Source organism: Pseudomonas sp. TSO6 (genome assembly GCF_056098905.1).
The window spans coordinates 35,223-61,184 of sequence record NZ_JBLZWV010000026.1 but is presented as its reverse complement, the minus strand read 5'-3'; the positions used below and the strand labels follow the sequence as shown (position 1 = coordinate 61,184).

General features: G+C 59.0%; 24 protein-coding genes and 3 pseudogenes. 17 read left to right on the top strand and 10 right to left on the bottom strand.

The features are described from left to right. The first annotated feature begins 4 nt into the window (after positions 1-4). Complete coding sequence (locus ACN6NG_RS10035) at positions 5-1,420, top strand: APC family permease (RefSeq protein WP_474313761.1); 1,416 nt, start codon at positions 5-7, stop codon at positions 1,418-1,420. Positions 1,421-1,463: 43 nt separating this feature from the next. On the opposite strand, the gene ACN6NG_RS10030 is transcribed toward ACN6NG_RS10035, so the two are convergent. Beyond that, positions 1,464-2,042, bottom strand: a complete 579-nt coding sequence (locus tag ACN6NG_RS10030; RefSeq protein ID WP_474313760.1) for a TetR/AcrR family transcriptional regulator — start codon at positions 2,040-2,042, stop codon at positions 1,464-1,466. Positions 2,043-2,386: 344 nt separating this feature from the next. On the opposite strand from ACN6NG_RS10030, the gene ACN6NG_RS10025 reads away from it, so the two are divergent. The 4 genes from ACN6NG_RS10025 to ACN6NG_RS10010 all read left to right on the top strand — a co-directional run bounded on the left by ACN6NG_RS10025 (position 2,387) and on the right by ACN6NG_RS10010 (position 5,299). Beyond that, a complete protein-coding gene (locus tag ACN6NG_RS10025) occupies positions 2,387-3,190 on the top strand; it encodes a MoaF C-terminal domain-containing protein (RefSeq protein WP_474313758.1) in 804 nt (267 codons plus the stop codon). A gap of 114 nt (positions 3,191-3,304) precedes the next feature. Further along, positions 3,305-4,069 (top strand): SDR family NAD(P)-dependent oxidoreductase, encoded by a 765-nt coding sequence (locus ACN6NG_RS10020; RefSeq protein WP_474313756.1) that lies wholly within the window; start codon positions 3,305-3,307, stop codon positions 4,067-4,069. A gap of 58 nt (positions 4,070-4,127) precedes the next feature. Continuing rightward, positions 4,128-4,931, top strand: coding sequence for an SDR family NAD(P)-dependent oxidoreductase (locus tag ACN6NG_RS10015; RefSeq protein WP_474313754.1), 804 nt, complete (start codon positions 4,128-4,130; stop codon positions 4,929-4,931). 281 nt (positions 4,932-5,212) lie between these two features. Next, on the top strand, positions 5,213-5,299 hold the full coding sequence (locus ACN6NG_RS10010) for a hypothetical protein (RefSeq protein WP_474313983.1): 87 nt from the start codon (positions 5,213-5,215) through the stop codon (positions 5,297-5,299). Between the two features lie 8 nt (positions 5,300-5,307). On the opposite strand, the pseudogene ACN6NG_RS10005 reads toward ACN6NG_RS10010, so the two are convergent. After that, positions 5,308-5,508 (bottom strand): annotated as a pseudogene (locus tag ACN6NG_RS10005) (lipocalin-like domain-containing protein); the annotation flags it as partial. Between the two features lie 6 nt (positions 5,509-5,514). Beyond that, positions 5,515-6,069, bottom strand: a pseudogene (locus tag ACN6NG_RS10000) (ABC transporter ATP-binding protein); the annotation flags it as partial. A 245-nt stretch (positions 6,070-6,314) separates the two neighbouring features. Here ACN6NG_RS10000 and ACN6NG_RS09995 point away from each other — a divergent pair. After that, entirely contained in the window at positions 6,315-7,397 is a 1,083-nt protein-coding gene (locus tag ACN6NG_RS09995) for an aromatic ring-hydroxylating dioxygenase subunit alpha (protein ID WP_474313753.1), read from the top strand. Further along, on the top strand, positions 7,394-8,344 hold the full coding sequence (locus ACN6NG_RS09990; protein ID WP_474313751.1) for a PDR/VanB family oxidoreductase: 951 nt from the start codon (positions 7,394-7,396) through the stop codon (positions 8,342-8,344). The genes ACN6NG_RS09995 and ACN6NG_RS09990 overlap by 4 nt, the downstream gene beginning before the upstream one ends. 6 nt (positions 8,345-8,350) lie before the next feature. Here ACN6NG_RS09990 and ACN6NG_RS09985 read toward each other — a convergent pair whose 3' ends face one another. Further along, positions 8,351-9,064 (bottom strand): GntR family transcriptional regulator, encoded by a 714-nt coding sequence (locus ACN6NG_RS09985; RefSeq protein ID WP_474313749.1) that lies wholly within the window; start codon positions 9,062-9,064, stop codon positions 8,351-8,353. Positions 9,065-9,253: 189 nt separating this feature from the next. Between ACN6NG_RS09985 and ACN6NG_RS09980 the strand changes: the two are divergent. Beyond that, positions 9,254-9,752: pseudogene (locus ACN6NG_RS09980) on the top strand (aldehyde dehydrogenase family protein); the annotation flags it as partial. Between the two features lie 113 nt (positions 9,753-9,865). Here ACN6NG_RS09980 and ACN6NG_RS09975 read toward each other — a convergent pair. The 6 genes from ACN6NG_RS09975 to ACN6NG_RS09950 form a co-directional block, all read right to left on the bottom strand. Beyond that, entirely contained in the window at positions 9,866-10,837 is a 972-nt protein-coding gene (locus tag ACN6NG_RS09975) for a LysR family transcriptional regulator (RefSeq protein WP_474313747.1), read from the bottom strand. A 233-nt stretch (positions 10,838-11,070) separates the two neighbouring features. Next, positions 11,071-12,396 carry an NAD(P)/FAD-dependent oxidoreductase gene (locus ACN6NG_RS09970; protein WP_474313745.1) on the bottom strand — a complete coding sequence of 442 codons (1,326 nt, stop codon included), beginning with the start codon at positions 12,394-12,396 and terminating at the stop codon, positions 11,071-11,073. 17 nt (positions 12,397-12,413) lie between these two features. Then, positions 12,414-13,307, bottom strand: coding sequence for a dihydrodipicolinate synthase family protein (locus ACN6NG_RS09965; protein ID WP_474313743.1), 894 nt, complete (start codon positions 13,305-13,307; stop codon positions 12,414-12,416). 1,140 nt (positions 13,308-14,447) lie between these two features. Next, positions 14,448-15,770 (bottom strand): c-type cytochrome, encoded by a 1,323-nt coding sequence (locus ACN6NG_RS09960; RefSeq protein ID WP_474313741.1) that lies wholly within the window; start codon positions 15,768-15,770, stop codon positions 14,448-14,450. Between the two features lie 11 nt (positions 15,771-15,781). Next, positions 15,782-17,551: a GMC family oxidoreductase gene (locus ACN6NG_RS09955; protein WP_474313740.1), complete on the bottom strand. Its 1,770-nt coding sequence runs from the start codon at positions 17,549-17,551 to the stop codon at positions 15,782-15,784. 36 nt (positions 17,552-17,587) lie between these two features. Continuing rightward, positions 17,588-18,307, bottom strand: a complete 720-nt coding sequence (locus tag ACN6NG_RS09950; protein WP_474313737.1) for a gluconate 2-dehydrogenase subunit 3 family protein — start codon at positions 18,305-18,307, stop codon at positions 17,588-17,590. 476 nt (positions 18,308-18,783) lie between these two features. On the opposite strand from ACN6NG_RS09950, the gene ACN6NG_RS09945 reads away from it, so the two are divergent. The 9 genes from ACN6NG_RS09945 (at position 18,784) to ACN6NG_RS09905 (ending at position 25,890) form a co-directional block, all read left to right on the top strand. Further along, complete coding sequence (locus ACN6NG_RS09945) at positions 18,784-19,521, top strand: hypothetical protein (protein WP_474313736.1); 738 nt, start codon at positions 18,784-18,786, stop codon at positions 19,519-19,521. Between the two features lie 113 nt (positions 19,522-19,634). Further along, complete coding sequence (locus ACN6NG_RS09940; RefSeq protein ID WP_474313734.1) at positions 19,635-19,850, top strand: AlpA family transcriptional regulator; 216 nt, start codon at positions 19,635-19,637, stop codon at positions 19,848-19,850. 4 nt (positions 19,851-19,854) lie between these two features. Beyond that, positions 19,855-20,733: a ParA family protein gene (locus tag ACN6NG_RS09935; protein ID WP_474313732.1), complete on the top strand. Its 879-nt coding sequence runs from the start codon at positions 19,855-19,857 to the stop codon at positions 20,731-20,733. 14 nt (positions 20,734-20,747) lie between these two features. Further along, complete coding sequence (locus ACN6NG_RS09930; RefSeq protein ID WP_474313730.1) at positions 20,748-22,286, top strand: ParB family protein; 1,539 nt, start codon at positions 20,748-20,750, stop codon at positions 22,284-22,286. Positions 22,287-22,302: 16 nt separating this feature from the next. Further along, a complete protein-coding gene (locus tag ACN6NG_RS09925) occupies positions 22,303-22,854 on the top strand; it encodes a DUF2857 domain-containing protein (RefSeq protein ID WP_474313728.1) in 552 nt (183 codons plus the stop codon). Beyond that, complete coding sequence (locus ACN6NG_RS09920) at positions 22,848-24,059, top strand: STY4528 family pathogenicity island replication protein (protein ID WP_474313726.1); 1,212 nt, start codon at positions 22,848-22,850, stop codon at positions 24,057-24,059. The genes ACN6NG_RS09925 and ACN6NG_RS09920 overlap by 7 nt, the downstream gene beginning before the upstream one ends. 150 nt (positions 24,060-24,209) lie before the next feature. Then, positions 24,210-24,965, top strand: a complete 756-nt coding sequence (locus ACN6NG_RS09915) for a PFL_4669 family integrating conjugative element protein (RefSeq protein WP_474313725.1) — start codon at positions 24,210-24,212, stop codon at positions 24,963-24,965. Further along, entirely contained in the window at positions 24,962-25,456 is a 495-nt protein-coding gene (locus ACN6NG_RS09910) for a DUF3158 family protein (RefSeq protein ID WP_474313723.1), read from the top strand. Before ACN6NG_RS09915 ends, ACN6NG_RS09910 begins: the two co-directional genes overlap by 4 nt. A 5-nt stretch (positions 25,457-25,461) precedes the next feature. Beyond that, positions 25,462-25,890, top strand: coding sequence for a single-stranded DNA-binding protein (locus tag ACN6NG_RS09905; RefSeq protein ID WP_474313721.1), 429 nt, complete (start codon positions 25,462-25,464; stop codon positions 25,888-25,890). Positions 25,891-25,962 lie beyond the last annotated feature (72 nt).

The following is a 25,962-nucleotide window of genomic DNA, read 5'->3' as shown; positions in this document are numbered from 1 at the left end:
GTCGATGACAAACAATGAAAATAACGCCTCCCATCTGTCCAAAACACTTCGATGGACCGACGCCTTCGCGCTTTCTATGGCGGTATCGGGCTCCATTTTCGCGTCGTTTGGCTTCGCGTTAGGTGCTCTAGGACCGATCGGTGCCATGATCCTATGGGTAGGATCAGCAGCGATAGGCGCATGTCAGAATTGGATTTTCCTTGAGGTCACCGCAATGTTTCCCGACAAACCGGGGGGCATCGCAATGATTGCGACGGAGGGCTGGAAACGTCGCTGCACCCTCGTAGGCCCCGTGGCTTCGTTTGGCTATTGGCTAGGCTGGTCTGCTGTGCTCGCGATTGTCGGCGTCAGCGCTGGCTCACTCATCCAGGCGCAGTGGTTCGCCGACCAGACATGGAGCTTTCAATTGGGCTCGGTGAGCATCGGACTGGCCCAATTCATCGGCGCTGGCCTTATCTTGGTTTTCTGGCAATTCAACCGCCTAGGCGTGCAGATGGCCGCCTCTGTGTCGAAATACATGGGTGTACTGTTGCTGATACCCATTCTGGTACTAGCGGTTGCGCCGATTTTCAGCGACGCCTGGCGGTTTGAGAATTTTGAGCAGGCGTGGGCGCAACTGCCGACAGTGGATTGGTCGACTGGACGCACAGCTCTGATGTGGCTGTTCTTGATCGCGTGGAGTGCCTATGGCACTGAAATGTGCGCGGCGTTTGGTCCCGAGTATCGTAGCAAGAGGGATATGCGTCTCTCCCTGGTGACCTCCGGCCTTTATACCGTCGCAGCCTTTGCCGCTGTGGCATTCAGCTTAGGCGGCCTGGCCGATCAACAAGCGGCAATCGACAACCCCAACGGCTTTTTCATCGGAGCATTTGATGCCGTTCTTGGCAGCGAATACAGCAGCTTCTTTGTGGGAACGCTGCTAGTCGGTCTGTTCATGGGGCTTAATGCGTCTCTTGCCGACGGCTCGCGCGCGCTTTACGGCATGGCCCTGGACGGCCTCACAATCCGCCAGCTCGGTGTATTGAACAAGCACCAAGTACCGGGTCGCTGCATGACGGTCGCTGTCATTCTAAATATCGGCATGATTTTCCTTCTATCCTCGCCACTCGCCATCCTCGTGACTGCGAATATCGGCTACGTTGCCTCGATCTTCTTCGCGCTCACCGGATTCTTGTGGTTACGGAAAGATGCCGCTCTCATGGAGCGCCCCGTAAGACTAGGTAGAGGGTGGGTTCCCATCGCGTGGGTGTTGAGCCTCCTGACTGGCCTCATTGTGCTTGTCGGGGCAGCGTCTACCGAACTGGTTGGCTACGGGGGCACCAAGGAGTTGCTGATGGGCCTCGGCATTCTCTTCCTGTCGGTCGTACTCTATGGAGTTCGCAAACTCCAGGATCGCCATCAGGTGACATATCGTACCTAAGCTGTAGCAGCTTGAAGGGCAGCCCAAACGGCTGCCCCAATGGCTATCGATCAGCAAGCATTGGTAATGCATTGATCAACGTTCCGATGTGTTTCACAGCCGCTCTGATTCTATCTGGATCACTGACCGTCAAATACTGAAGCATCAGTCCGTCCAGTGCAGAGAAGATCGCTGTCGCCACCTCTCCCCCCGTATCTCGGCCTTTGACACGCAATGCAGTCTCCACTGTGCAGGTGTAGCCGGAGTACAACTGCTCGACCGCGGCACGAACATCCGGGTTTCGCCGTGACTCCAAGAGCATCTCAAACTGAAAGAGGTGAAGCCCTGGGTCTCTGGCTACCGACGCTAGGAGCGAGTCAGCAAACGAGTCTCCCGCGTCGGCGATTCGTTCCAGTCCAGTCTCGCGGATCGATCGCTCAACTGCCCACTCCATGGTGCAACCCAATAAATTCTCGATCGAGCCGAAATGGTGGGTCACCAAGGTGTGGTTCACACCTGCGCGGGCAGCGATCGCACGATAAGTGACGCCTTTGAGGCCCTTTTCGGCGACCACCCCAATAGCTGCCGCCATCAAAGCTTCGCGACCCTCACCGTAGGAAACTCGACTCGGTTGTTGCGTCATTCGAAATCCACCTGCCTGCCTTCACTGTCTGAACCCAAGCTCCAGTCACCACTACGAGGCCGTTCCGGAGGTTAGCGGCCGGCGATGGTCTCACAATCCTTCTCCCGAAACAGCAGAAGCACTGCCTTACGCCGGCCATATGGGGCTTATCAGAGCGCGCATCGAAGCCGAAGCACTTCGTCGCGGCCCCATGAATTTCATGATTCTATGCGTTGACGCCAAAACTAAACAAACGTAGAGTTTCGATGGTGACAACGTGCATCACTGATGGCAGGCGCCTCTAGCTTCACTGCTGGAGCGAGGACAGCCCCTCCACTCGTCAATAAAAATAAGGCATCAAAATCATGGCTTTAGCATCCACTCAAGATTTCGTTCCCGAAGACCAATGGCCGTCTGTTTCCGTAATGCTTGACGGCTTCGGACAACAGACCCTTCCTGCATCTGCCGCGCTTTCCGGTACCACCCTTCGAGTAGTCGACGATTTGGGCCAGTCCGTACAGTATGTTTTCCAAGATCAAAATTCGCTGACGTGGTCTGCTGATAAAGCAGAGCGTCACCAAAGCGGATCTGCCCCGTACAAAGCGATCGAAGCTCGTCCTGGCATCTTCATCATCGACTTCGTTCGCGGCTCCAAGCTGACCTCTGAAAACGTCACCATCATCCTCGACCAGAACACAGGTGCAGTGACCACTGGTGTCTCCCGCCTGGTAGAGGTCGACGGCAAGGTTCGCGGCACAACCGATTTCTCCTACGCCAACGTCACCGGCGGAGAAGTCAAGCACGCTCGGACAGATGATCTGGTAGGTAAACGCATTTTCTATCGTTACAGCGACATCGAAACCTACGAGCACATTTATCTGAATCTCGGAACATTCACTTGGCACTGTCTGCGGGGCGGTGAAGTTGGCCTGGCGGACACCGACCACTGCAAAACCTGGAAGGTGGCTGACGATCTTTACATCTTCTTCTGGACCGAGAAGGTGATGACTGTCGAAGCCGTCCTGCTGGTCGACCTTCGCGAACAGCGCTCCATTGGTCGCATGTTCGGCTGGGATGACCAGCTCAACACTGAGCTGGTGCTGCCGTTTAACTCCCGCCTCTCCGTGCTGAATACCACGGTATACCCGGACGACCTGTCGAAGGGCTAAACCTGCCAGGGTGGTGGGCTCCCACCACCCATTCAACCTGCCCTGATTTCAGAGCAGCCCTCTCCTTGCTGCTCTGCATCACCTCTCTACCTCATCTGGTAAAGGAGGATGAATATGGATTTGCTCTTGAAGAGCCGTGTCGCCGTGATCACCGGAGGGGGTTCGGGCATCGGTCTGGCCTGCGTGAAAGCACTTCTCGCAGAAGGGGCCCGAGCGCTGATCGTGGATCGAGATATCGCTGGAATCGTAGTCGCCCACCAGCTTTCTGAGCAGGGCCACACCGTAGCGTTTATCCAAGCTGACATAACAGATGAAACGCAAGTACAGAGGGCCATGAAGTACGCCCAAGACGCTTTCGGCGGCATAGACACTCTGATCGGCTGCGCTGGAATCTCTGGACCTGTTGGTAAGAAGGCCGAAGATGTCACGGTGGAAGAATGGGACCGTGTGATGGCGGTCAACGTGAAAGGTCACTTCCTCGTCGCCAAGCATTCAATCCCTCTCTTGAAACAGAGCAAGGTCGCAACCATCGTGCTTATCGCTTCAGATTCGGCTTTGGTGGCCTTTGAAGGGATGACCCCCTACTGCACCTCCAAGGGCGCAGCGCTAATGCTTACGAAAGGACTTTCTGTCGACTATCCGGAACTGAGAGTTAACTGCCTTTGCCCTGGAGTGGTCGATACACCGATGTCCCGCACGGACCTTGGCCGACCGGACGGATTTGTCGGCACTAATCTACCCGTCATGCAGGCTAGCCAGCTGGCTCAACACGCAGCCTTTCTAGCGTCCCCAATAAGCTCGCCAATAAACGGCACCAGTATCGTCGCTGATTTCGGTTACTTGGCACGCTCAGCGTTACCTCCCCTAGAGTTTGAATGAGCAACCCGCTCAATCTCGGGCTCAACTTAAAAAAAATACCAAGAGACGGAGTACTGTCATGCAAAAACGTCCAGTGGCAATCGTAACGGGCGGCGGTACCGGCATCGGAGCTGCCACGACAATCGCTTTAACTCAAGCAGGTTGGAACGTGGTCATCTGCGGTCGCAGAATGGAGCCGCTCAAGAAAGTTGCGGATCAGTCTGGAGCATTTCCGGTAGTGGCCGACGCCTCATCCGATGAAGATTTGCACACCTTGGTCGACACGACCTTGCAGCACTTCGGGTCGTTGGATGGCTTGGTGCTCAACGCCGGGATTGTTCGACCCAATCCTGTTGGGCTGCTCTCTGACGAAGATTGGGACAATATGGTGCTCACCAATCTGACTGGTCCTTTCAAGTTGTTGCGTGCAGCTATCCCCCATCTTATTGCCTCACGAGGCACTATTGTTGGGGTTGGGTCCGCCGCGGCTCTGCGAGCGACTGGCGAGATTCCAGGATACAACGCGACCAAAGCCGGCCTGAGCATGCTTCTCCAATCGGTTGCAGTGGATTACGGTCCTCAGGGGGTTCGAGCCAATACCGTCTGCCCAGGATGGGTGAGAACTGAAATGGCAGACATGGAGATGCAGGAATACGGAGCTTCATTGGGCATGGACAGAGAGCAGGCGTATGCAAGGGCAGCAACATTCGTTCCAGCTCGTCGTCCCGCTCACGCTTCTGAGGTAGCGAATGTCATCACCTGGTTGATGTCTGACAAAGCAGCTTATATCAATGCGGCAGTCCTGCCAGTAGATGGAGGCATGATCGCTGGCGACCCTGGGTCTCTCGCTCTCGACCCAAGGTTGGCGGTCACTCCCGGTTGACCATTCGGAACGATGTTTCACTCCTAACTTTCGGGGCGTTTCCAATCACCAGGCAATCCTGACTGAGGACGACATTTGGAGGACGTTTAATCTGTATTGATACGGCTACAAGATGGAGTGAACCCGCCAACGTTGTCCAGAAACGACAACGATGGTCGATTCTGGGCATATTCACCGCCGGCGTCTCGGTTCCAAGAGACAGCTTGTTACGTGGGCACTTGGTTTGCCCCCCCAACGAATAGGTCGCGATCAGGTCGCGGCGTTGGGGGGCTGGAGGCTGCATGGTCTTTGACGACATATATCGGCATCAAGTGTGGAACGTCACAGACGGGGGTCGGGTGATGGTGACAGCAATGCACAGGCTGTGACGTTCCACCTCCCCATCCATGCGGCAAAAAGGTTGGCTGTAATAATAGGAAGCCTGCCCCTTGCCGTATTTCTCGCTGTAACCCTGATCTCCGTGCAGCACCAAGGGCCGATCACTGTGCAAGCGCAAGTCGTAGCGGAAAGCTTCGCCACCGGCGCTCATCCGCAGGCTTTCGATGCCACCGCTGCCCTGCAACGCCCAATCATTGATCCACGCAGCCTCTGCGAACAGTTGCAGCAGCAGGTTCAGCAACTCATCGCTGCTGACTTCGTCAAGGCTGCCGGTAGGCTCGTCGGCCAGCAGCCACGCCGGGTGCCCGGCCAGCGCACGGCCAATGGCAACCCGCTGTTGCTGGCCGCCAGACAACTGTTCCGGGTAGCGCGCCAACAAACCTGTCAGGCCTAGGCGTTCTGCCAGGTAGGCCACCCATTGGGGGTCATGCCGGCCGGCGAGCCTTGCCTGGAATGCAAGGTTCGTCGCCACGTCCAGGCTGCTGATCAAACCGTACTTCTGGAACACCAGGTCAATGCCCTGCCGCCGCCACTGCGCCAACGATGACTCTGAACGGCAGTCGAGCGACGTGCCATCAATCAGGATCTGGCCACTGTCGGTAGGGTCCAGGCCGGCAACCAGGTGCAGCAAGGTGGTCTTGCCGCAGCCCGATTCGCCCGTCAATGCCAGGCTACTGCCGCGCGCCAGGCTCAGGTTGACGCCCTGCAGCACAGGTAGCGGGCCTTGGGGGGTGGGGAATGATTTGTGAATCTGTTCGATGGCAAGCTTCGAGGGGCCTTGGTGGGTTGTGGGGTTTGTCTAGGAATAGCAGGTTCAGGCCGTTTCCCAGCCATTAAAACTCCCTGCTCGATCCCGAGCCGGGATCAAAACACTTATTAGTGGATCCACAAAAATCCGATAACCGCCCAAGACCTTACAAATAATGACGAAAAAAATTGACTGCGCATGAATGGAATGGCTCTAATGGATCCATTAAATAAAAACAAAACCCTGGAGAGCCTCCCATGTACCCCAAAAACACCTGGTACGTCGCCTGCACCCCCGATGAGATCGCCACCAAGCCCTTGGGCCGGCAGATCTGCGGGGAAAAGATCGTGTTCTACCGCACCCAGGCGAACACAGTGGCCGCCGTTGAGGACTTCTGCCCACACCGTGGCGCACCGTTGTCGCTGGGTTATGTAGAAGACGGCAACCTGGTGTGTGGCTACCACGGCCTGGTCATGGGCTGCGATGGCAAGACCGTGTCGATGCCGGGCCAGCGGGTGCGAGGCTTTCCCTGCAACAAGACCTTCGCCGCCGTCGAGCGCTATGGCTTCATATGGGTCTGGCCCGGCGACCAGGCGCAGGCCGACCCGGCGCTGATTCCGCACCTTGAATGGGCGGTGAATGATGAGTGGGCCTACGGTGGCGGCCTGTTCCACATCGGCTGCGACTATCGCCTGATGATCGACAACCTGATGGACCTCACCCACGAAACCTACGTGCACGCCTCCAGCATCGGCCAGAAGGAAATCGACGAGGCGCCGCCGGTCACCACCGTCACCGGCGACGAGGTGGTCACCTCGCGACATATGGAAAACATCATGGCCCCGCCCTTCTGGCGCATGGCCCTGCGTGGCAACGGCCTAGCCGACGACGTGCCGGTGGACCGCTGGCAGATCTGCCGCTTCACCCCGCCCAGCCATGTGCTGATCGAAGTGGGCGTGGCGCATGCCGGCAAGGGTGGCTACCACGCTAAGGCGCAGCACAAGGCGTCGAGCATCGTGGTGGATTTCATCACCCCGGAAACCGACACGTCGATCTGGTACTTCTGGGGCATGGCGCGCAACTTCGCCGCGCACGACCAGGCCCTCACCGACACCATTCGTGAAGGCCAGGGCAAGATTTTCAGCGAAGACCTGGAGATGCTCGAACGCCAGCAACAGAACCTGCTGGCCTACCCCGGGCGCAACCTGCTGAAGCTGAACATCGATGCTGGCGGCGTGCAGTCGCGCAAGGTGCTGGAGCGGATCATCGCCAAAGAGCGAGCGCCGCAACCACAACTGATCGCTACCAGCGCCACCCTGCCTGAGGAACAGCCGACATGATCGATGCCGTAGTGGTGTCCCGTAACGATGAAGCGCAAGGTATTTGCAGCTTCGAGCTGGCGGCAGCGGATGGCAGCCTGCTGCCGGCGTTCAGCGCTGGCGCGCATATCGATGTGCACTTGCCTGATGGGCTGGTGCGCCAGTATTCGCTGTGCAACCACCCCGAGGAGCGCCACCGTTACCTGATTGGCGTGCTCAACGACCCCGCTTCGCGGGGCGGCTCACGCAGCCTGCATGAGCAGGTGCAGGCCGGCGCACGGCTGCGCATCAGCGCACCGCGCAACCTGTTTCCGCTGGCCGAGGGGGCACAGCGCAGCCTGTTGTTTGCCGGAGGCATCGGCATTACCCCGATCCTGTGCATGGCCGAGCAGTTGTCCCACAGCGGCCATGACTTCGAGCTGCACTACTGCGCCCGATCCAGCGAGCGCGCGGCCTTTGTCGAGCGTATTCGCAACGCACCGTTCGCTGATCGCCTGTTCGTGCACTTTGACGAGCAACCGGAAACCGCATTGGATATCGCCCGGGTGCTGGGCAACCCGCAAGAGGAAGTGCACCTGTATGTTTGCGGGCCCGGCGGGTTCATGCAGCATGTGCTGGACAGCGCCAAGGGGCTGGGCTGGCAGGAGGCCAACCTGCACCGCGAGTACTTTGCTGCGGCGCCGGTGGATGCCAGCAACGATGGCAGTTTTTCGGTGCAGGTGGGCAGCACGGGGCAGGTGTTCGAGGTGCCGGCCGACCTGACCGTGGTACAAGTGCTGGAGCAGCACGGTATCGAGATTGCCATGTCGTGCGAGCAGGGTATTTGCGGCACCTGCCTGACCCGCGTGCTGCAGGGTACGCCGGACCACCGCGACATGTTCCTCACCGAAGAGGAGCAGGCGCTGAACGATCAGTTCACGCCCTGCTGCTCGCGCTCGAAAACGCCGTTGCTGGTGCTGGATATCTGAACCGGTTCACGACGAGGGCAGGATAACCTTCATGCCCGCGTCTGCCGTTGCCCCGCCAAAGGTTTCGGCGTAACGCAGGGTGGCATTGGCGTGCTCGCGCATGATGGCTTCGGCGCGGGCACCCTGGCGGTTGGTCAGGGCGTCGAACACCGCGTGGTGCTGCATATGGGCGAAGTTGAAGCGCCGGTATTCGCGGGCCAGGTCATGGCGGTCCACCGCCAGTGCGGTGACCGAGGCGAACGGCAGGTGGTCGTTGCGCGCCAGGGCATCGGCGATGGCCGGGTTGTGGCTGGCTTCGATGATCACCTGGTGAAAGCGCATATTCAGGTCGTGATAGGCCTGCAAGTCTTCTTCGGTCACGAAGCCCTTGTCGAACAGCTGGTCGCCATCGACCAGGCACTGTTGCAGCGCCGCGCGTGCTTGCGCTGACAAGCCACGCTCTGCGGCCTGGCGAGCAGCCAACCCTTCCAGTACACCGCGCACCTCGACCGCGCCAGCGATATCATCGGCACTGACCGAGCGCACCTGAAAACCCCGGCCGCCGAAGCGCACCAGCAGGCCTTCCTGCTCAAGGGTACGAAACGCCATGCGCACCGGCATGCGTGAGACGCCGAACAGTTCGGCGGTGGGGACTTCCATCAGGCGCTCGCCGGCCGCCAGCTCGCCCGAGGCGATCATCTTGCGCAGCGCAACCAGCACCACTTGACCGGGTTTGCTCATCCAGGGTACTTCCAGGGGCATGAGCGGGCATCTTAGCGCAAGGTGAGGGTTTGTTGCTGGCCTGTTCGGATTGACCGAATTACACACCCGGATCAAGGCAAACGCCGTACCTGTAGGAGCAGCCATGTACTGCGAAGAGGCCGGTACAAGCAAACATCTCGTCAGCCATTCCTGCCTCCTCGCAGCACAAAGCTGGGTGACCCGCTGGACCCGGACAACCGCCAGGGTGCCATGGTCAGCAAGTCGCACTTCGAGAAGGTGAAGTCGTACCTGGAATACGCCGCCGAGCAGAAGCTCAGCAACGTTCAGGATGGCGAAACCGAGGAAGGCGTGTTCGTGCAGCCGATCATCGTCGACAATTTTGGCCGTGACAACAAGCTGTTCGTGGAGGAAATCATTGGCCCGGTGCTGAGCGTGACCAGCTTCGAGACCCTCGACGAAGCGATCGAGCTGGCCAACGACACCGTTTACGGCCTGGCGGCTTCGGCCTACACCGGCAGCCTACGCAATGCGCTGCGCCTGTCGCGCGAAATCCGCGCCGGCGTGGTCACAGTCAACTGCTTCGGTAAAGGCGACACCTCGACGCCGTTCGGTGGCTACAAAAAGTCTGGTTTCGGTGGGTGCGACAAGTCCATCGGCACATGATCAATACACGGAGCTGAAGACCATCTGGATCAACGCTTCGTAACTCGAGCAGTACCGATGCTGTTCTGACGGAGCTCAGCACCAAACCAGCCACCGCCTCCACGCAGGCGGTGGCTACCCCTCAATGATCTCAAAACAGAAGGATTAAGCCTGGTATTACATCACTGTTGGAGCGATTCCAAACTCTTCCAGTATCCAATCTCGAACTCGAGTACAAGCATCATCACCTTTCTTCTCTTCCCTGAAGGTCAGAAAATGCTGACTATCCTTGTGAGTCAACTCCTCCTCAACGGGCCGGACGAGCAACCCCTGCTGGATAAGCGGCTCTACTAAATAATGCCAGCCCAGTGCGACTCCCTGACCAGCTACTGCCAATTGGACAAGCGAGCTGTAGTCGTTGGAGTGATACAACTGTGCACCATTCACTACGCGCGCGTTCAGGTCGACATGGTGATACTCGAACCAAACATACCAATCAACATGTTCTGCAACCTGAGACCTACCGAAGGGACTAAGATTGAGTAATGATTTTTGACTCATAATCTCCAAATCTATTAGATCAGGATTTTGGTCGAGATATTTAGGACTGCATATCGGATAAATTACATCACAAACAAGAGGATAGCTGCTGAAACCCTCTCGTATTTTTGAAACCTTATTAACAAATATGTCCGGCTGAACGCCTGGCTCCATCGTCAGGAAGTTTTGCGTAACCACCGTATTGAGATCAATGTCAGGGTTAGCTGCTAGGAATTTCGGAAGACGAGGTGTAAGCCATAAGCCCGAAAAAGCAGGTGTACAACAAATAGTAACAACACGCTTCCCACTGGTTTGCCTTCGAATACGACTTGACGCCTGAGAGATATTACTCAGCGACAATTGGACGGCATCAAAAAAGGCCGCCCCTGCCGATGTCAACTCCACCGCTCGCCCGTTCCTTATGAACAATTCCGCATTTAAGAAGTTCTCAAGCTCACGAATCTGGCGACTGATAGCAGCCTGGGTAACACACAACGACTCTGCAGCACGAGTAAAATTCAAATACTTCGCCGCTGCTACGAATGCTTTCACGGCCCGCAGTGAAGGCATGTGAATCAGAGACAAATCGGGTTCCGTATGCTTTACCATTCGCCTACACCATTTATCAAACGAAAATACGACATTTGCATCACGGCAGCCTTGATCATGCCCAACCCCCATCTTTTATTTTTCTTGTTTCGTCACACAGCTAGCCGAGCAAATACCCAACACGCTTTACACCGATTTCGTTAACATCTGCATCGGCGCGAATTCTGAACCCATAATACTGAAAAAGGGCCTTCGTGGAGGCCCTTTTTCATCTTACTGTTGAGCTAAAAGCCTTACTCGTCTCCTGCGCGAAGCTCCTTGTACTTCATGTTAGCTTTCGCGCCGATGGTCAAGAAAGGCTGCGGTGGTAGCTGCTTGGGCTTGTCATAGCCCTTCAGGATATCCACCAGCTCACTCTTCACGCCCAGAGCCAAATCCGCTGCCGCGATACCGGCTGCGGTTGACTTGGAGGCTCCGAGGCCATTGCAACCACAGGCTGAAATAACACCTTGTGCAACCTCCCCGAAAGCAGGAACGCTGTTCCAGGTCAGGGCCATAGGCCCGCCCCAGCGATACTGCATCCGGAGCCCTTTCAAGGTCGGGAAACGCGTGAGGAATTTCTCGTCGTGAACCCTGCCGGCGCTGTTCACTTGGCTATCACCGATGGTCAAGCTCGGATTGTAGGAGTACCGCCAACGCACCAAAATTCGATCGCTGTCACCATCGTTTATGCGGCGAATGGTTGTACCCATTGGCAATGCTGGTGTAGCAGCCCAAGTGCGCTGACCTGGCAGGCGTTTAGGATCAAATCGCTCAGTCAACGAGGCGTAGGTGAACACATGCAGCAGCTGCCCTTTAAAGAAGCCGAAGCTCTGCGCATGCCCATTGTTCGCCAGAATGATCTTGCCCGCAGTAACGACGCCCTTCGGCGTTTTTACTACCCACGATCCACCCACGTTCTTAAACGACAGGGCAGGCGTTTGCTCATACACGCGAACAGGATCACTGAAGCTATCAGCGAATCGACGTACGTAGTCCGCCGGCTGAATCATCACCGTACCAGGCATGAACATACCGGATGTGTAAGCAGGGCTCCCTGTTACATCTCCAATTTCTCGGGTGTTGAGCAGTTCGTACTTTTCGCCAAGAGCGTCGAGCTGCTTCCCATAGGACAAAATGTGCTCGTCACCTTGGGTACCTCGAGCAACACTGTATCGGCCACACGGATCAAAAACCTCTTTGCCCCAGCCGTGCTCGTCAGCCAACTCCATACCCAGATCAATCGCGGTGCGATAAAGCTTGATGTCGCGACGTGCTCGGTCAAGCGAACCACCACCAAGCCCTTCTGCTGAGACCTCATGGGGAAGGTCGATGATGAACCCCGAGTTTCGACCTGAAGCCCCATCGCCGACTAGGCCGGCTTCGAGAACTACTACCTTGACGGTGGGATCCAGTCGAACGATTTGACGAGCAGCGGACAGCCCGGCGAAACCACCGCCGATGACTACGACGTCTGCCATAACCGAGCTCTCCAATGCTGGCTTAGCAAAGCAGCGGGGCAACATCTCCACCCAGCCAGAGCTACCATTGTTTTTAGGCAATTTCGAAGCAACAAACATGTCGGCTTCTCCAGCGATCAGGAAGCGGAAGCTTCGCGCTCGATCAGCGGAGCCAATGCTTCACGCAGAGCACCCAGTTTATCTTCGGCCAGGCGGGCAAGCGGACGGCGTGGGTTGCCTGCGCCGTAGCCCATGATTTCTGCACCTGCGTAGACAGACTGGACGTAGTCACCTTGCCAGATCAGGGACATGACTGGAGCCAGCGACGTCCAGATCTCTTGCACATCATCCCACTTGCGTTCAACTGCGGCGTTGACCAGGGCAACACAGGTTTTTGGTGCCATGTTGGCGCCACCCCAGATCAGCCCTGCAGCACCTGCGAACAGAGCGTAAGGTACCAGCGGATCGGCACCATTCATGGTCGGCAGGCCGGTGCGCACCAAGGAAGCTTGAGCTGCGAGATCACCGCTGCTGTCCTTCACCGAGACGAAGTTTGGGATTTCGCTCAGTTGCTTGAACAGTGATGGAGTGACCTCAACGCCTACCGCCTGTGGAACGTTGTAGCCAATGATCGACAGGCCGGCAGTGGAGACCGTGGAGTAGAAGTCGATGATGCCCTGGTCATCGGTTGGGCCTTCGAAGAAGGGGGGAAGCACCATGACGCCGTCGGCGCCACAATCCTTCGCATGACGGGTACGCTCGACAACTTCGTCAGCCAGCAAGGCGGAGGTCTGAGCAATGATGCGAGCACGACCGTTGATGACTTTGGAGCCGAAAGCGACCAGCTGCTTGGACTCGTCCTTGCTCAGATACACGTGCATTCCGGTTCCGGAGCTCAGCACAAAGCCATGAACACCGGCGGCAATGTAACGCTCAAGGAGCTCTTCAAATCGCGCGTAGTCGATTTTGCCTTGAGCATCGAACGGTGTGGTGATGGCAAGGTTGACACCGGAAAAATTGAATGCAGACATCGTAAAACCCCTTATTGTTCTCAGCTGGTCGATCCAGCCAAACCATCGAGTGGTGGATGCTCTGTGAAAAAAAGGGTACGGATGAATTCAATCTGTATACAGCGACATTTCCGAAGACGACTTGATGAGGAAATGTTATGGCTACCAGCCTGTTGCGGCAGCAGCTGACAGGTTAGCTTACGAGCATTAAATCCAGCTCAATCCGACAAACGTTAAAATGTAATGAACGGAGTTTTAAACTTACCCAAGCCAGACACTTATGCCGCTGCAATTTTGCAACAGTCCGGGCCTTTCGATTTAGTTATTTCATCATAGGAGAACTTAGGCGTGAGGAGGGAAGCCCGCAGGGTTAAAGCATCACAGAATTTCGGCTTGGTTCACGACAGCCATGCCGCATGGCCGGACAGCAACGTTTGATGTCTCTATTTTTGTCATCCCACCGAAAAGGACATCTCGATCACCGAAGACTACACTTTCTAAATACATACCCCCTACTCCATATGCTTCCGCAGATATGTTGGCAGTTACGGACATGCCAAAATCCGTCTGTTTAGCTTTCGATACAGGTGTTGGCAAGGACACAGCGTGATCTTCACCCACTTGGCGCGTTGATAATGGAACTCGCTTCTTAATGCAACACCTCGAAATTCTTTGGCTCGTTTCAGTCGAGAGGCTCACCACTCCTCGTTATCGTCCCGCCCCGACCCCCTCTAAAATGTCCCTACGTTTCATCCTGCAACACGTCGTCGCCTTCATATTCGAACATGACACCGAGCCCTCTCGTACGCTTCATGCTCGCTAGCTGTCTGAAAAAGCGGCCTTCGCATTGATGCAGATCATGGTCTTCGCCACCGCACTCTGAACCTTGGCCCCAAGAGGCTGGGGGTACATTACTGATGCAGCAAAAACTAAAGTTCCATTTTCGAACCATATCCAGATATTCTTCGCCCTCGCGACCGAACGCGCTACCCGGTAGCGTAAAACTCCGCAGGGCGCTCGAGAAAGCGAGTTCGAAAATAGATACCAAATGGTGGACCATAACCTTTTGAAACAAAGCCCGCCTAAAGCGGGCTTTGTCTGAAGAACATGGCGCAACCGTAGACGTCCAAAAGTCGCAATTCCGCCATTTGAGATAGCACTTCAATGTGTATGGATCATCGACTTCCGAACCTCACGCACCTGCTCCGCTGACACTGCCGAGGCCTGGTTCGACCAGCCCTGGCGCAGGAAGGTTGCAAGTTCCGCCACCTCGGCATCATTCATGCGTTCGGCGAACCCCGGCATCGGCAGCACCGAAGGCGCACGCTCGGTAGACGGTGTTGCCGCGCCCGCCAGAATCACGTGCAGCAGTGCGTCGGCGTTGTGGGCATTCACCACCGAAGCCCCATCGAGACGCGGGAACACGCGCTGCGCACCCTCGCCAGAGACGAAGTGGCAAGCACCGCAATTGTCGATGTACAGCCGCTCGCCCAGGGTCAGGTCCTTGGCCGCGGTCAGCTTGGCGGTGGTCGCCGCGCTGCGCTCGGCCCGCTGCTGGTACGCCGGGCCCTTGGCTGGCGACAATGCCTTCAGGTAGGCGGCCATGGCCTGCAGATCGGCATCGCTCATGTGCGAGGTGCTGTTGGCGATCACGTCGGTCATCTCACCGGCCACCGAGGCCTTGGCGTTGCGCCCGCTGCCCAGGTACTCGACCAGCTCTTCCTGGCTCCAGTGCGGCATGCCGCGCAGGGCCGGTACGTTCCAGCCGTTGAGCTCGGCGCCGGTCAAGTAGGTGCCGGACGACTCGTCGAGGCCTTTTTCCTGCAAGGTCAGGGCCCGAGGCGTATGGCACGAGCCACAGTGGCCAAGGCCTTGCACCAGGTAGGCACCTCGGGCGAGCTGGGCATCACGGGTGTCGGCGACGAACGCCTGCGGCGCTGGCGAGAACATCGCTCGCCAGTACGCCAGCGGCCAACGAATCGACAACGGCCAAGGGATGTCGTTGGCCTTGTTCGGCTGCTCGACCGCCACAACACCTTTCATGAAGTAGGCGTACAGCGCCTGGGTGTCCTCGTCGCTGACCTTGGCGTAGGACGGGAACGGCATTGCCGGGTACAGCGCGCTGCCATCGTGGCCGATGCCACGCCGCACTGCGCGCTCGAACTCGCCGTAGCTCCAGCGGCCGATACCGGTCTTCTCGTCCGGGGTGATGTTGGTCGAGTAGATGGTACCGATCGGCGAAGCGATGCCCAGGCCACCGGCAAACGGCTTGCCGCCGTCGTGGGCGGTGTGGCAAGCCACGCAGTCACCGGCACGGGCCAGGTAGGCGCCCTTGTCGATCAGCTCGGGGGTAATCGCCTGGGTCAACTTGGCCTCGGCGTCGCCGCCACGGTTGAGCAGGCCGGCGACGATCCAGGCGAGCACGGTGGCAAGCACCGCCAGCGCGACCAGGATCAGCAATACGGAACGGGATCTGGCTTTCATGTTCTCGCTCCTCACGCTTGCACCAGCGGGCCAGGTTTTTTCAGGTACTGATCCTTGATGGCCTGGGCGGCGAACAGGGTCAGCGCACCGATCATCGAGGTCGGGTTAGCCTGGAAGTTCTGCGGGAAGGCGTTGCCGCCCGGTACGAACACGTTGTGCACGTCCCAGCTCTGCAGGTAGCGGTTGAGCGCGCTGGTTTTCGGCGAGTCACCCATGATCGCGCCACCGACGTTGTGAGTGGACACGTACTTGGTGATGTCCCAGTGCGAGTCCATGCCCAGGAAGCTTTCGCTGTAGCTGTCGGGATTCAGCTCCTTGGTGATGTCCAGGACGATCTTGCGCAGGTGCTGCTGCAGTTTGAGTTCGTTCTCCTTCCAGTCGAAGGTGATGCGCAGCAGCGGCTGGCCCCACGGGTCCTTGTAGGTCGGGTCGAGGTCGACGTAATGGTCGCGGTACGACATGCAGCCGGTGGAGATGCTGATCTTCATCGAGTGGCCGTACCAGTCCTGCATGCCCTCCTTCCAGCCCTGGCCCCACTCCGGGGTGCCGCCAGGCAAGGCGGTGCCGATCGGTGTGCCGGTGGCCTGCGAGCTGTGGATCTTGGCACCGCCGATGAAGCCCAGCGACGGGCCATCGTAGTTACCCGGCGAGACGTCGTTGAACATCTGCCCGGTGGCACCCGCGGTGGCGAACGGGTTGAAGTGCTTGTCCTTAAAGAACAGCGTGGCGCCGCCGTTGCTGAGGAACGCATAGTTGCGGCCGATGGTGCCTTCGCGGGTGATCGGGTTGTACGGCTTGCCGATGCCCGACAGCAGCATCAGGCGCACGTTGACGAACTGGAAGGCGGCCAGCACGACGATTTTCGCCGGCTGGAACACTTCGTTGCCCTGGCCGTCGATGTAGGTGATGCCCTTGGCGGTCTTGCCGTCCGGGTGCAGCTCGACGCGCAGGACGTTGGCATTGACCCGGTAATCGAAGTTGTCCATGCGCTTGAGCGCGTCCATCACCGCAGTTTGCGGCGAGGCCTTGGAGTAGTTCAGGCACGGGTACTTGCTGCAATAGCCGCAGTAGTTGCACGGCGCAATCTGGTTGCCGTAGGGGTTCTTCCAGGCCCGCGAGACGTTGGCCGACGGGTTGGGGAACGGGTGGTAGCCGAGCTTGCGCGCGGCATCGGCGAACAGCTTGTTGTTCAGCGTGTCTTCCAGCGCCGGCAGCGGGAAGGGGTTGGAGCGCGGGCCTTCGAACGGGTCGCCGCCTTCGATGATCTGACCACGCAGGTTACCGGTGTTACCGGACAGGCCGCAGATCTTGTCGAACTTGTCGAGGTAGGGCTCGATCTCGTCCCAGGTGAACGGAAAGTCGCCGATGGTCATGTCGCTCTGCAGAATGCCTGGCGCATAGGCCTGGTCGGCGTAGGTCTTGAGCTTGATGTCGGTCGGCGTCGGGCGGATCAGCACGCCGGTCCAGTGCAGGCCCGAACCGCCCACGCCGGTGCCAGGCACGAACGCGCCCCACTGGCGGGTCGGCAATGCCGTGCCCTTGAGGTTGTGGCGCACGGTGAGCGCGCCATCCTTGGGCGTGACCATGATCTTGTTGCGCACGCCGTAGGCGTACTGGTCAGCCGGCTTGGGGTAGGCGAAGTCGGCGTTGCTGCGGTCTTCACCGCGCTCGAAGGCGCGCACCTTCAAGCCCGCCTGGGCGAGCTCGATGCTCATCAGCGAGCCGGCCCAACCCAGGCCGACGACGGCGACGTCGACTTCGTCATTGGTAATCTGTGCCATAAAAAACCTTGAATGCTGTAACTCGGGGCGAAGGGATCAACCGCGCTGGCCGGTCAGGCTGACCGGGCCGAGGGGGTACGGAACGTTGTGCTGGGCGACCCATTCCAGGTAGCTGGCCCGGGCACCGGGGAAGCCGATGGCGATCCACGCCTTCATGCCCTTGTTGCCACCGTAGATCGGATCGGCCAACCAGCCCTGGCGGCTGTGGTTGAGCAGTTCGTTGAAGAACAGCTTGGCCTTGAGCACGTCCTCGCCGTGGGCGGCGAAGTCGACCTGGCCGGCTTGCAGCTTCTTCAGCACCTCGTCGCGTTGCTCCAGCGCCAGCAGCGCGAAGTGCTGGCCGAGGTTGGCCTGGCACCAGTGTTCCAGCGCGGCGATGCCCTTGCGGTAGATCTGCTGCGGGGTGTACGGCAGCTGATAACCCAGGGTTGCCGGCGCGTTCAGGTCGAACGGGCCCTCTAGGTAGATCTCGCTCCCCAGGTCACCGGCCAGTTGCTGATCGATGAAGATCGGCACATTGGTTTCCAGCGCACCTGGGCCGCGGCCATCGGCGGGGATCAACCGGTCGCAGGCGGCCAGGACGAAGGTCCACTCGGCGGGTGTGAAGAAGGTCGGGGTGTAGCTGTCCAGGCTCGGCGCCGCCAGCTCCGCCGCCATCGCCGCGCTCAGGCCGTTGACGGTGATGCCCATCGCGGGCAAGGCAATCAGCGAAGAAAGCAGGAACTTCCTTCGCGAGGTTTGTTTGGTTAACAACATGCAGGTCTACCTATGACTAATCACTCAGACCCGTGAAATGCTAGCGACGGCAGGTTTGGGCCCTACTCTTATGCGACTGCGAGGAATGCACTGCAAGCACTCACGCAGTCATGTAAATGACAGTCATCGTATCTCACGGAACACGAATGTTAGCAGGCTATCTAATAGGTAACAAATTGTTTTTTCGCTTGTCAACTACACTAATGTCGCACGGTGTGCTGTTCATTCCCGACCAATGATGTAAATCTTTTGCTTACTACCCGTTTATTCCCAGCTCTCGACGCCAGATGCACTCATTATTCACTAGCACGTCACAACCTGTCGCGAACACACCAATTTGGTAGAACCAACGACTAAACGCACGGTCATCCACATTGGATCCCAGATTGGTCTACTGGGATTACGGCTCGCTCGACAGAGGCCTGCAACGCCCTCGCCAGCGATTCCAGAACGAACGCAGCAGGAGGCTGTGTGCCATGATCTCGATCAGAAGCTCCTACCACCCAATTGATGCCGCGATATTGTGGTGTGACCTGAGCGACCATGAGGAAGAAATTCTACGGGTTGACCTCTCACACCCTGGCAGTCTGCTCAAGCATTTTCCACAGTGGCCTTTTCTGCATATCTATGCCGAGTGCATCTACGACGCCATCGTCAGCGGTGATTTAGCCGCGACCTGCTTGGGGCGGCCGATCACGTTGGACAACCAGGTACACCGGCAGTACTGGTCCATTCGACGCGCAGATTTGCTAGTTTGGTTTGCGCTCAACTACCCCGATGAGAAACCTGGATTCTTGTTCTCGCAGCAAACCGATCATTCGGAATGCATCAGCCTGACTACGCATCTGGTAAAGCAAGCAGAATTAGATGCTGCCGAACGTACGATCGACAAATTGCGCGAGGAGCTTGCGGGAATGGTTGAAGAAATGGCGACCCTCACCGCGCTCAAGAACGAGCTGACTACTCAACTTGAGGCTCAAGGCATCCCCTCCGAAGCATCTGCAGGTACGCACAACATGCTCGTTGGCGCTGTGCTGGAAGTGACGCTGGGCAAGTCGAAGGACGGTCGTGTGCAGTCGATCTACAGATCTCAAAGCGCCCTTGTACAGGAAATCATTCGCCGTTTCCCAGGGTTACCTAACTTGAGCAAAAGTACCCTTGATCGGAGATTTGCAGACGCACGCCGCCATTTGGCCCAAATCACCCGGGGCTAACGCCGCATTGTCAGGCAATGCTGGGCATTGCCTGACAATGTTTTTTATCTCCTCTCGACCTTCACTGACTGTCACATCCCACTGCGCACCACATGGTGCTTTGGAGTGACATCATGCAATCGATCAGACCTGCCTCCCAACTTGCCGACCGCCACATCATGCGTCGTGATGAAGTGGAACAAAAAACTGGCTTCAAACGCTCGCACATCTACAACCTGATGAAGGCTGGTCAGTTCCCACAATGCCGACGAATTGGCACCCGCGCCGTCGGCTGGGATTCGCTGGAAATCGAGCAGTGGGTCCAGGACCGACTGTCGGTCAGGGAGTAGTGCCATGGACGTCCTCTCGCTGATCTCCACCAAAGGCGGCGCTGGCAAGACCACCGTCGCCGCCAATCTGGGCGGCGTGCTCGCCGATGCAGGCTTGCGCGTATTGCTGCTGGATCTGGATAGCCAGCCGACGCTGTCCAGCTACTACGCCTTGTGCGCGTCCAGCGTGGCCGGCAGCTACGAGCTCATTGCCGAACGCCTTACCGCGCCCGGGCAGGTGATTTCCTCCACCGTCATTCAGAATCTGGATCTGGTTCTGTCCAATGACCGGGCCGGACACATCAGCACGCTGCTGCTGCATGCAGCCGACGGCCGCTTGCGCTTGCGTAACCTGCTGCCGGCCTTCCACGATCAGTACGACGTGCTCATCGTCGATACTCAAGGCGCGCGCAGTGTTGTCGTAGAAATGGTTATTCTGGCCTCCGATTGCGCGCTGTGCCCGGTACCGCCGGAAATGCTCGCCGCGCGCGAGCTGCGCCGAGGCACGCTAGGCCTGTTTGAAGAGCTGGAGCCCTACCGCTACCTAGGCGTGGCCCTGCCGTCGGTGAAACTACTGCTCAATCAGGTCAACGCCAATCGCCGCGATACGCGCTTGATCATGCAGAGCCTGCAAGCCTCCTTTCAAGCCGATCCTCATGTCAGCGTGTGCCGTACAGTAATTCCCGACCGCGTGGCTTATCCCAACGCCGCCTCGCTCGGCCTGCCTGTTCATCGTATAGAGCCAGCCGCACCGCCCGGTAGCCGGAGTCGTTGCGCCGCTGAAATCATGCAGGGATTGGCCATCGAGTTGTTTCCGCAGTGGGCCGAGCAGCTCAACGCGCTCGCTGTGCCTGCGCCTGGCTTCCCGGCCGCTGCCGAGCGCCAGCTGATACGGCGCGGCTGATCGGAGGATGAGTAATGAAGCCGCCGACCTCCGAAGACATCACGCGTCAACTGCAGCAGGCGCACTTTCCGCAGCAGTACGACCGCGACCTCGCGCTAACCCCCGTCGGCGACACGCCGATGGTGGTTACCCTTGAGCAATTGCGGCCCTACGAGCTTAACCCGCGCGTGGTGCGCAACCCACTGTATGACGACATCAAGGCCTCAATCCGCGAGCGCGGCCTGGATCAGCCGCCCGCCATCACCCGCCGTCCCGATGAATCACACTTCATCATCCGTAATGGCGGCAACACTCGCCTGAGTATCCTCGGCGAGCTGTGGCAGGAAACCCGCGAGGAACGGTTCTTTCGCATCCACTGCCTGTTCCGCCCTTGGCAGTCGGAGTCACATGCCTTGCTCGGACACCTGGCCGAGAGCGACTTACATGGCCAGTTGTCGTTCATCGAGCGGGCCTTGGCCGTGGCGAAACTCCAAGAGATGTTCCAGCACGGGAACGCCCTCCTCACACAGCGCGAACTAGCGACGCGTCTGAGTGAGGGCGGCTATCCCATCTCGCAGTCGCACATCAGCCGCATGTTTGACGCGCTTGAGCACCTGCTCCCCGTCATTCCGCAGATGCTTTATGCGGGCTTGGGCAAGCCTGCCATCGGCCGCCTCATCAACTTGCGACGGCGAGCGGAGTCGATCTGGAACCAGTATTTCGGCAGCCCCGACCAATTCCCGCTGCTGTGGTTTGAAGTCCTATCGGCATTCGACGGTGAAAAGCCCGAGCTGGATTCGAGTGAGCTGCAGGATGAACTGCTTGCCAGGATGGCGCTGAACCTGGGGCAGACACCTCGGCTATTGGCGTTGGAGCTGCATGAGGGACAGCGCCCCGCGCGGCCGCCAACAGACAGCAATCAAGCTCCTCAATCCAATCAAACTGACAAGTCGCCAGGGCACTTTTCCGCACCTAATTATTCTGCTGAAGCGTCGAACTCGCCGCCCACTCCTGAACCAGAGAAAACTGGCGGGGACACCCTACTGCAGCCAACGCCACGCTTACCTGAGATACGCCAAGCGCTGGGTGACGAACCGGTGACAGGAAAGCCGCTGACGAAGGTCGAAGATGTGCCGACTGCAGTCGTCGCCGCTCTGTCAGACCCTGCGTCACTGGATGACATCAGCGCCTTGCGTACGAGCTGCGCCGCACTGGCCGCCGACCTTGCGGCTTACGCAGAAGCCGGTGGCATGGTCAGCCCGCACACAGATGGCCTGGGCTTCACGCTTTCGCCGGAGCATGGCGAGCAACTCAGCCCGCGGCACATCGGCATCCAGCTGCTGCTCTCTGCCCTGCTGCGCCTGCAGGACGAGGTGACCTGGAAGGAGCGCCAGCAGTTGCCCGCGGCACTCTTTGGTCAGTTACTAATCGGCGCCTATGACCTGCCCTTCACGGACCGCCCAGCCCTAACTGTCGGGCTAGAACGTCTTCCCGACGCCCAACTGGAGCAACTGTTCACCCTGATCCGCCACGCCCGGCGCTTGATCGAGCTGACGCTGTCCTCCACTCGATAACGTGAGGAGCCACCTCATGAGCACGACTTTCAATCTGTTGAACCATGCCATGTTGAACCAGGTGCTGCATGAGCTGCGCCATGGCCGCCTCCAGCGCTGCAAGGCCCTGGGCCTGGCCGACGAAGACATCGAGGTCCTGCAGTCGCTGCCGCCGACCACCTTGTCCCACCTGGCGCATTCTTCGATCGCCTGGGTCGAGGTGAAGGTTGACACAACCGTGCTACGGCGCCTGATCGTCCAGGCCGAACGCGACGAGCAGAACGAACGCCTGATCAACCGGGCGCTCAAGCTCGGCGCGAGTTCGACGATCATGTACCGCTGCTTCGGCCTGGACCATTCGGAAACGGCGTTGCGCCGCCGCGTACTGAAAATCGAGACCCACCGCGGCCGGCCGGTCCAGCTCAGTGAAGCCCAGGAGCATGCGGTGTGGAACCGCTGGAGCCAACTGCGGGCAGAAGATCCAGACAACGATCCGCTGGACACCATGATGATGTTGGCCGAGGAACAACACATCAGCCTGACCCTGGTCTGGCAACAAGTTGAATTGTATGGAGGCGCACCATGCTGAGCTTCTACGAAGTGGACTGGCAGGACGTGGTGCGCCAATGCTACGACGCCCTTCGACGCCGCAATGAGTGTCAGGCCGCCCTGGCCCAACAAGCGGCGGCGGAACCGGCGCTACGCACAATCTACTATGGCGACAACAATCCCTTGCCGCAGGCCTTGTTACTCGATCGTCGACTGACCCCGCTGGAGCGCAACACCTGGCAGGTGCTGCGCTGGCTGATCACCGAACGCCAGGTTAAAACGCCCCGCTACCAGGACCTGCAACCCTACCTGGCGACCAGCCCCTGTGGCACCCAGGCGTCGCGCGAGACTATCGCCCGCGCACTGAACGTCTTGCGTACCACCCGCTGGCTCAGCCTGGTCGACCGTTCGCGCGATGCCCAAGGCTGCCTGCGCGGCTGCGTCTACGTGCTGCACGGCGATCCGTTGACGGCAGCCGAGCAGCTTGAGCTGGACAGCGGCTACGCGGGACTACTGCAACAGAACCTCAGCCATGCCACCAAGGGGGTGCGCGAGGTCACGCAGCATGTCCTTGCCGAAATCCAAGCCGACCCGCAGGTCGCCCAGGGCGACAAGGACCGACTGGGCTCACTGCCGCCGGCACAGCAACACACGCTGCCACTGATGAACGACGGCGCGCAGGCGCACCATTCCGAACTAGGCCTACGCTACCCCGTTCGGAATGCTCACGCCCCGGCCACCGATTCCGAACCCTGTGGCAAGGCACCGGTTTCGGCTGTGGTTCGGAATGCCGACGCCGGCCGTACAGTACAGAAAGACCAAAACAAAAAAAGTACGGTACTGGCACAGGTCGAGTTTGGTCGAGCACGGTGGCCTGAAGATTTACCGCTGAACCCGACCGAGCGGCGCATGGCCTCCCAGGCGATGTGTCAGCTCGAGCCGGAACAGCAACAAGCGGTGATCAATGAAGCGGCGGTGCGCTGCGCCCGCGGCGAGATCCGAAAACCTGTCGCCTACCTGATGGGCTTGATCAAACGCGCCTGCCAAGGCGAGTTCACCCTGTGGGCCGCGCGTACCGAGGAGGTCAAGACCTCAAGACCGACTTCAAATCCAGCGAGGCCTGTGCCAGCAGAACCTCCCAGCGAACGACCGAAGCGCGGCGGTCAGCGCACCGCCTCGCCCGTCGCCCTCTCCTGCCTAGAGGAACTGAAACAACGCTGCCGCGGTTCGCTTGCGCCGAGCTAGGGGTGGATCTCGGTGGAGTAGGTGCCCATGCCATTGAATCCACCGAGATCCACCGCCTGAAATTACGAGCGGACCACCTTCGCGTTGATTCGCGTCGGACCGCTCGGATCGGCTCATCGTCGGCGTCATTCCGACGGCGAGGTACTGGCGATGGTCGATCACTACCAACTCAACCTGGGGTCACTGCGCAGCAGCATCACCCTGACCCTGCACACTCACCATGCGGCTCGGCTGTGGCAGGGGCGCACCGCCCGTGAGGGCGTGCACTCGATTCTTGGCATGCCCGGTTACATCAGCGTTACCAACCTGCTCAAACACGCCAGCAGCCAGGGCGATCCGTACGCGGACTGGTTCATGCTGCAACTGGAGGAAAAGCTGCTGCAGGCCAGGGTAGACATGGCCACGCTGACGCAGCAGATCAGCCGAGTGGAACGGGCCCTGCCCACTCAGGTCGACATCGGCGACAACCTCAACATTCATCCCGTCACCCTGCCGCTATTCATCGGCAGCCAGCTGGGCTTTCTCGCGATCTACCTGCTAACCGACTACGACACCTTGGTCCGGCGGGTGCTGCTTGCCCACCACACCGCGTTGATCGGCCGGGGCGATATGGAATCCTGGATCGATGGCGGCGCTCATCTGCTACGCAGCCTGCTCGGCCTGGCGCAGCGCTACCGGCTGGCCGGAGTGAGTCGCGACGACATGGCCGCGAACAACGCACGCGCCCGCGAAGCCATCGACAAGTTTGGCATCCTTCCGCAGGACATTCTCGAAGGGACGCGCCGCTCCCAGTTTGCCCCACCAGTCGCCCGCAACAGCGCTACGCCGGAAATCGAAAGCGGCAGTGCGCCGGAGGTCGATGAACCCCCCATCCCGGACACCGCTATTAAAGGGGGTGATGCATGACCCTCGCCGAAGCCATAGCCCGGCGTCTGTCTGCAGATGCCTATCGCGAGTTCGCACAAGGTGCCTCCCTAAAAGGCCTTTTAAAGCCTTTTAAGGGTAAGGGGGAGCTGCAGCAGTTCGCCGAGACAATCCTGCGCCTCCGCACCCAGGTCGCTGAGCTGATGGCGGTGATGCTGGCGATCATGGCCCAGCCACCCTTCTCGTTGCTGAACTTGCGTCTGGTCGTCCAGCACAGCGCGACAGGCACTGATTTCCTCCGTTGGCGCAGTGCGGACTTTCAGCGTATGGGCGTGCAGGTGTGGCAGGAGGCGGTGGTTCAACCGCGCCTGCACCCGGAATTGCGGCACGCGTTGTGTCAGCTGGAGACCAACCGCGTGGTGCTGAACCTGCAGATGAGCAGCCTGCAGTCGCTGTATCGCCAGGCCATCGCTGGTGTCGGCAAGCTCGAGGTCGCCGAGCTCGCCCTAATCCGTTCCCCTACCGAGGAGTAACGCGCATGAGTACTTTGTTTGTTGGTGAAGGCAACATCGGCAGCGTTCCGGAGTATCAGGAGTTCAACAGCAACCCCGATGAACCGCGGCGCCTGCTGCGACTGAATGTCTATTTCGACAACCCAGTGCCGCGCGAAGGTGGCTACGAGGATCGCGGCGGCTACTGGGCGCCGGTCGAGCTCTGGAACCGTGACGCCGAGCACTGGAGCACACTGTACCAGAAGGGGATGCGCGTTCTGGTCGAGGGGCGCACGGTCAAGGAGGAATGGGAGGACAGCGAAGACAACGCGCGGGTGACGTTCAAAGTGGAGGCGCGGCGCATCGGTATCCTGCCACACCGCCTGGCCTCGGTGACCATGCGCGAGAAAGCCAGCGACAACGCCAGCTCATCGCGCAAGGGGGGTAGCAAGAAAGCGCCACGCAAATCCGGATAAATGCGTGGTACTCAGTGGAATCAACGCCCGCAGCGCGCTACTACTGGGACGGTGCAAACAGCTCAGCGGGCA

What these genes read in the sequence shown, in the direction of transcription:
- ACN6NG_RS09970 (WP_474313745.1), bottom strand. Translation starts at nt 12,396, where the DNA reads ATGTTTGTTGCTTCGAAATTGCCTAAAAACAATGGTAGCTCTGGCTGG.
- ACN6NG_RS09950 (WP_474313737.1), bottom strand. Translation starts at nt 18,307, where the DNA reads ATGTTGTTAACCAAACAAACCTCGCGAAGGAAGTTCCTGCTTTCTTCG.
- ACN6NG_RS10015 (WP_474313754.1), top strand. Translation starts at nt 4,128, where the DNA reads ATGCAAAAACGTCCAGTGGCAATCGTAACGGGCGGCGGTACCGGCATC.
- ACN6NG_RS09920 (WP_474313726.1), top strand. Translation starts at nt 22,848, where the DNA reads ATGCTGAGCTTCTACGAAGTGGACTGGCAGGACGTGGTGCGCCAATGC.
- ACN6NG_RS09995 (WP_474313753.1), top strand. Translation starts at nt 6,315, where the DNA reads ATGTACCCCAAAAACACCTGGTACGTCGCCTGCACCCCCGATGAGATC.
- ACN6NG_RS09940 (WP_474313734.1), top strand. Translation starts at nt 19,635, where the DNA reads ATGCAATCGATCAGACCTGCCTCCCAACTTGCCGACCGCCACATCATG.
- ACN6NG_RS09910 (WP_474313723.1), top strand. Translation starts at nt 24,962, where the DNA reads ATGACCCTCGCCGAAGCCATAGCCCGGCGTCTGTCTGCAGATGCCTAT.
- ACN6NG_RS09990 (WP_474313751.1), top strand. Translation starts at nt 7,394, where the DNA reads ATGATCGATGCCGTAGTGGTGTCCCGTAACGATGAAGCGCAAGGTATT.
- ACN6NG_RS09945 (WP_474313736.1), top strand. Translation starts at nt 18,784, where the DNA reads ATGATCTCGATCAGAAGCTCCTACCACCCAATTGATGCCGCGATATTG.
- ACN6NG_RS09955 (WP_474313740.1), bottom strand. Translation starts at nt 17,551, where the DNA reads ATGGCACAGATTACCAATGACGAAGTCGACGTCGCCGTCGTCGGCCTG.
- ACN6NG_RS10035 (WP_474313761.1), top strand. Translation starts at nt 5, where the DNA reads ATGACAAACAATGAAAATAACGCCTCCCATCTGTCCAAAACACTTCGA.
- ACN6NG_RS09965 (WP_474313743.1), bottom strand. Translation starts at nt 13,307, where the DNA reads ATGTCTGCATTCAATTTTTCCGGTGTCAACCTTGCCATCACCACACCG.
- ACN6NG_RS09905 (WP_474313721.1), top strand. Translation starts at nt 25,462, where the DNA reads ATGAGTACTTTGTTTGTTGGTGAAGGCAACATCGGCAGCGTTCCGGAG.
- ACN6NG_RS09930 (WP_474313730.1), top strand. Translation starts at nt 20,748, where the DNA reads ATGAAGCCGCCGACCTCCGAAGACATCACGCGTCAACTGCAGCAGGCG.
- ACN6NG_RS09960 (WP_474313741.1), bottom strand. Translation starts at nt 15,770, where the DNA reads ATGAAAGCCAGATCCCGTTCCGTATTGCTGATCCTGGTCGCGCTGGCG.
- ACN6NG_RS09915 (WP_474313725.1), top strand. Translation starts at nt 24,210, where the DNA reads ATGGTCGATCACTACCAACTCAACCTGGGGTCACTGCGCAGCAGCATC.
- ACN6NG_RS10030 (WP_474313760.1), bottom strand. Translation starts at nt 2,042, where the DNA reads ATGACGCAACAACCGAGTCGAGTTTCCTACGGTGAGGGTCGCGAAGCT.
- ACN6NG_RS09935 (WP_474313732.1), top strand. Translation starts at nt 19,855, where the DNA reads ATGGACGTCCTCTCGCTGATCTCCACCAAAGGCGGCGCTGGCAAGACC.
- ACN6NG_RS10010 (WP_474313983.1), top strand. Translation starts at nt 5,213, where the DNA reads ATGGTCTTTGACGACATATATCGGCATCAAGTGTGGAACGTCACAGAC.
- ACN6NG_RS09975 (WP_474313747.1), bottom strand. Translation starts at nt 10,837, where the DNA reads ATGGTAAAGCATACGGAACCCGATTTGTCTCTGATTCACATGCCTTCA.
- ACN6NG_RS10020 (WP_474313756.1), top strand. Translation starts at nt 3,305, where the DNA reads ATGGATTTGCTCTTGAAGAGCCGTGTCGCCGTGATCACCGGAGGGGGT.
- ACN6NG_RS09925 (WP_474313728.1), top strand. Translation starts at nt 22,303, where the DNA reads ATGAGCACGACTTTCAATCTGTTGAACCATGCCATGTTGAACCAGGTG.
- ACN6NG_RS09985 (WP_474313749.1), bottom strand. Translation starts at nt 9,064, where the DNA reads ATGAGCAAACCCGGTCAAGTGGTGCTGGTTGCGCTGCGCAAGATGATC.
- ACN6NG_RS10025 (WP_474313758.1), top strand. Translation starts at nt 2,387, where the DNA reads ATGGCTTTAGCATCCACTCAAGATTTCGTTCCCGAAGACCAATGGCCG.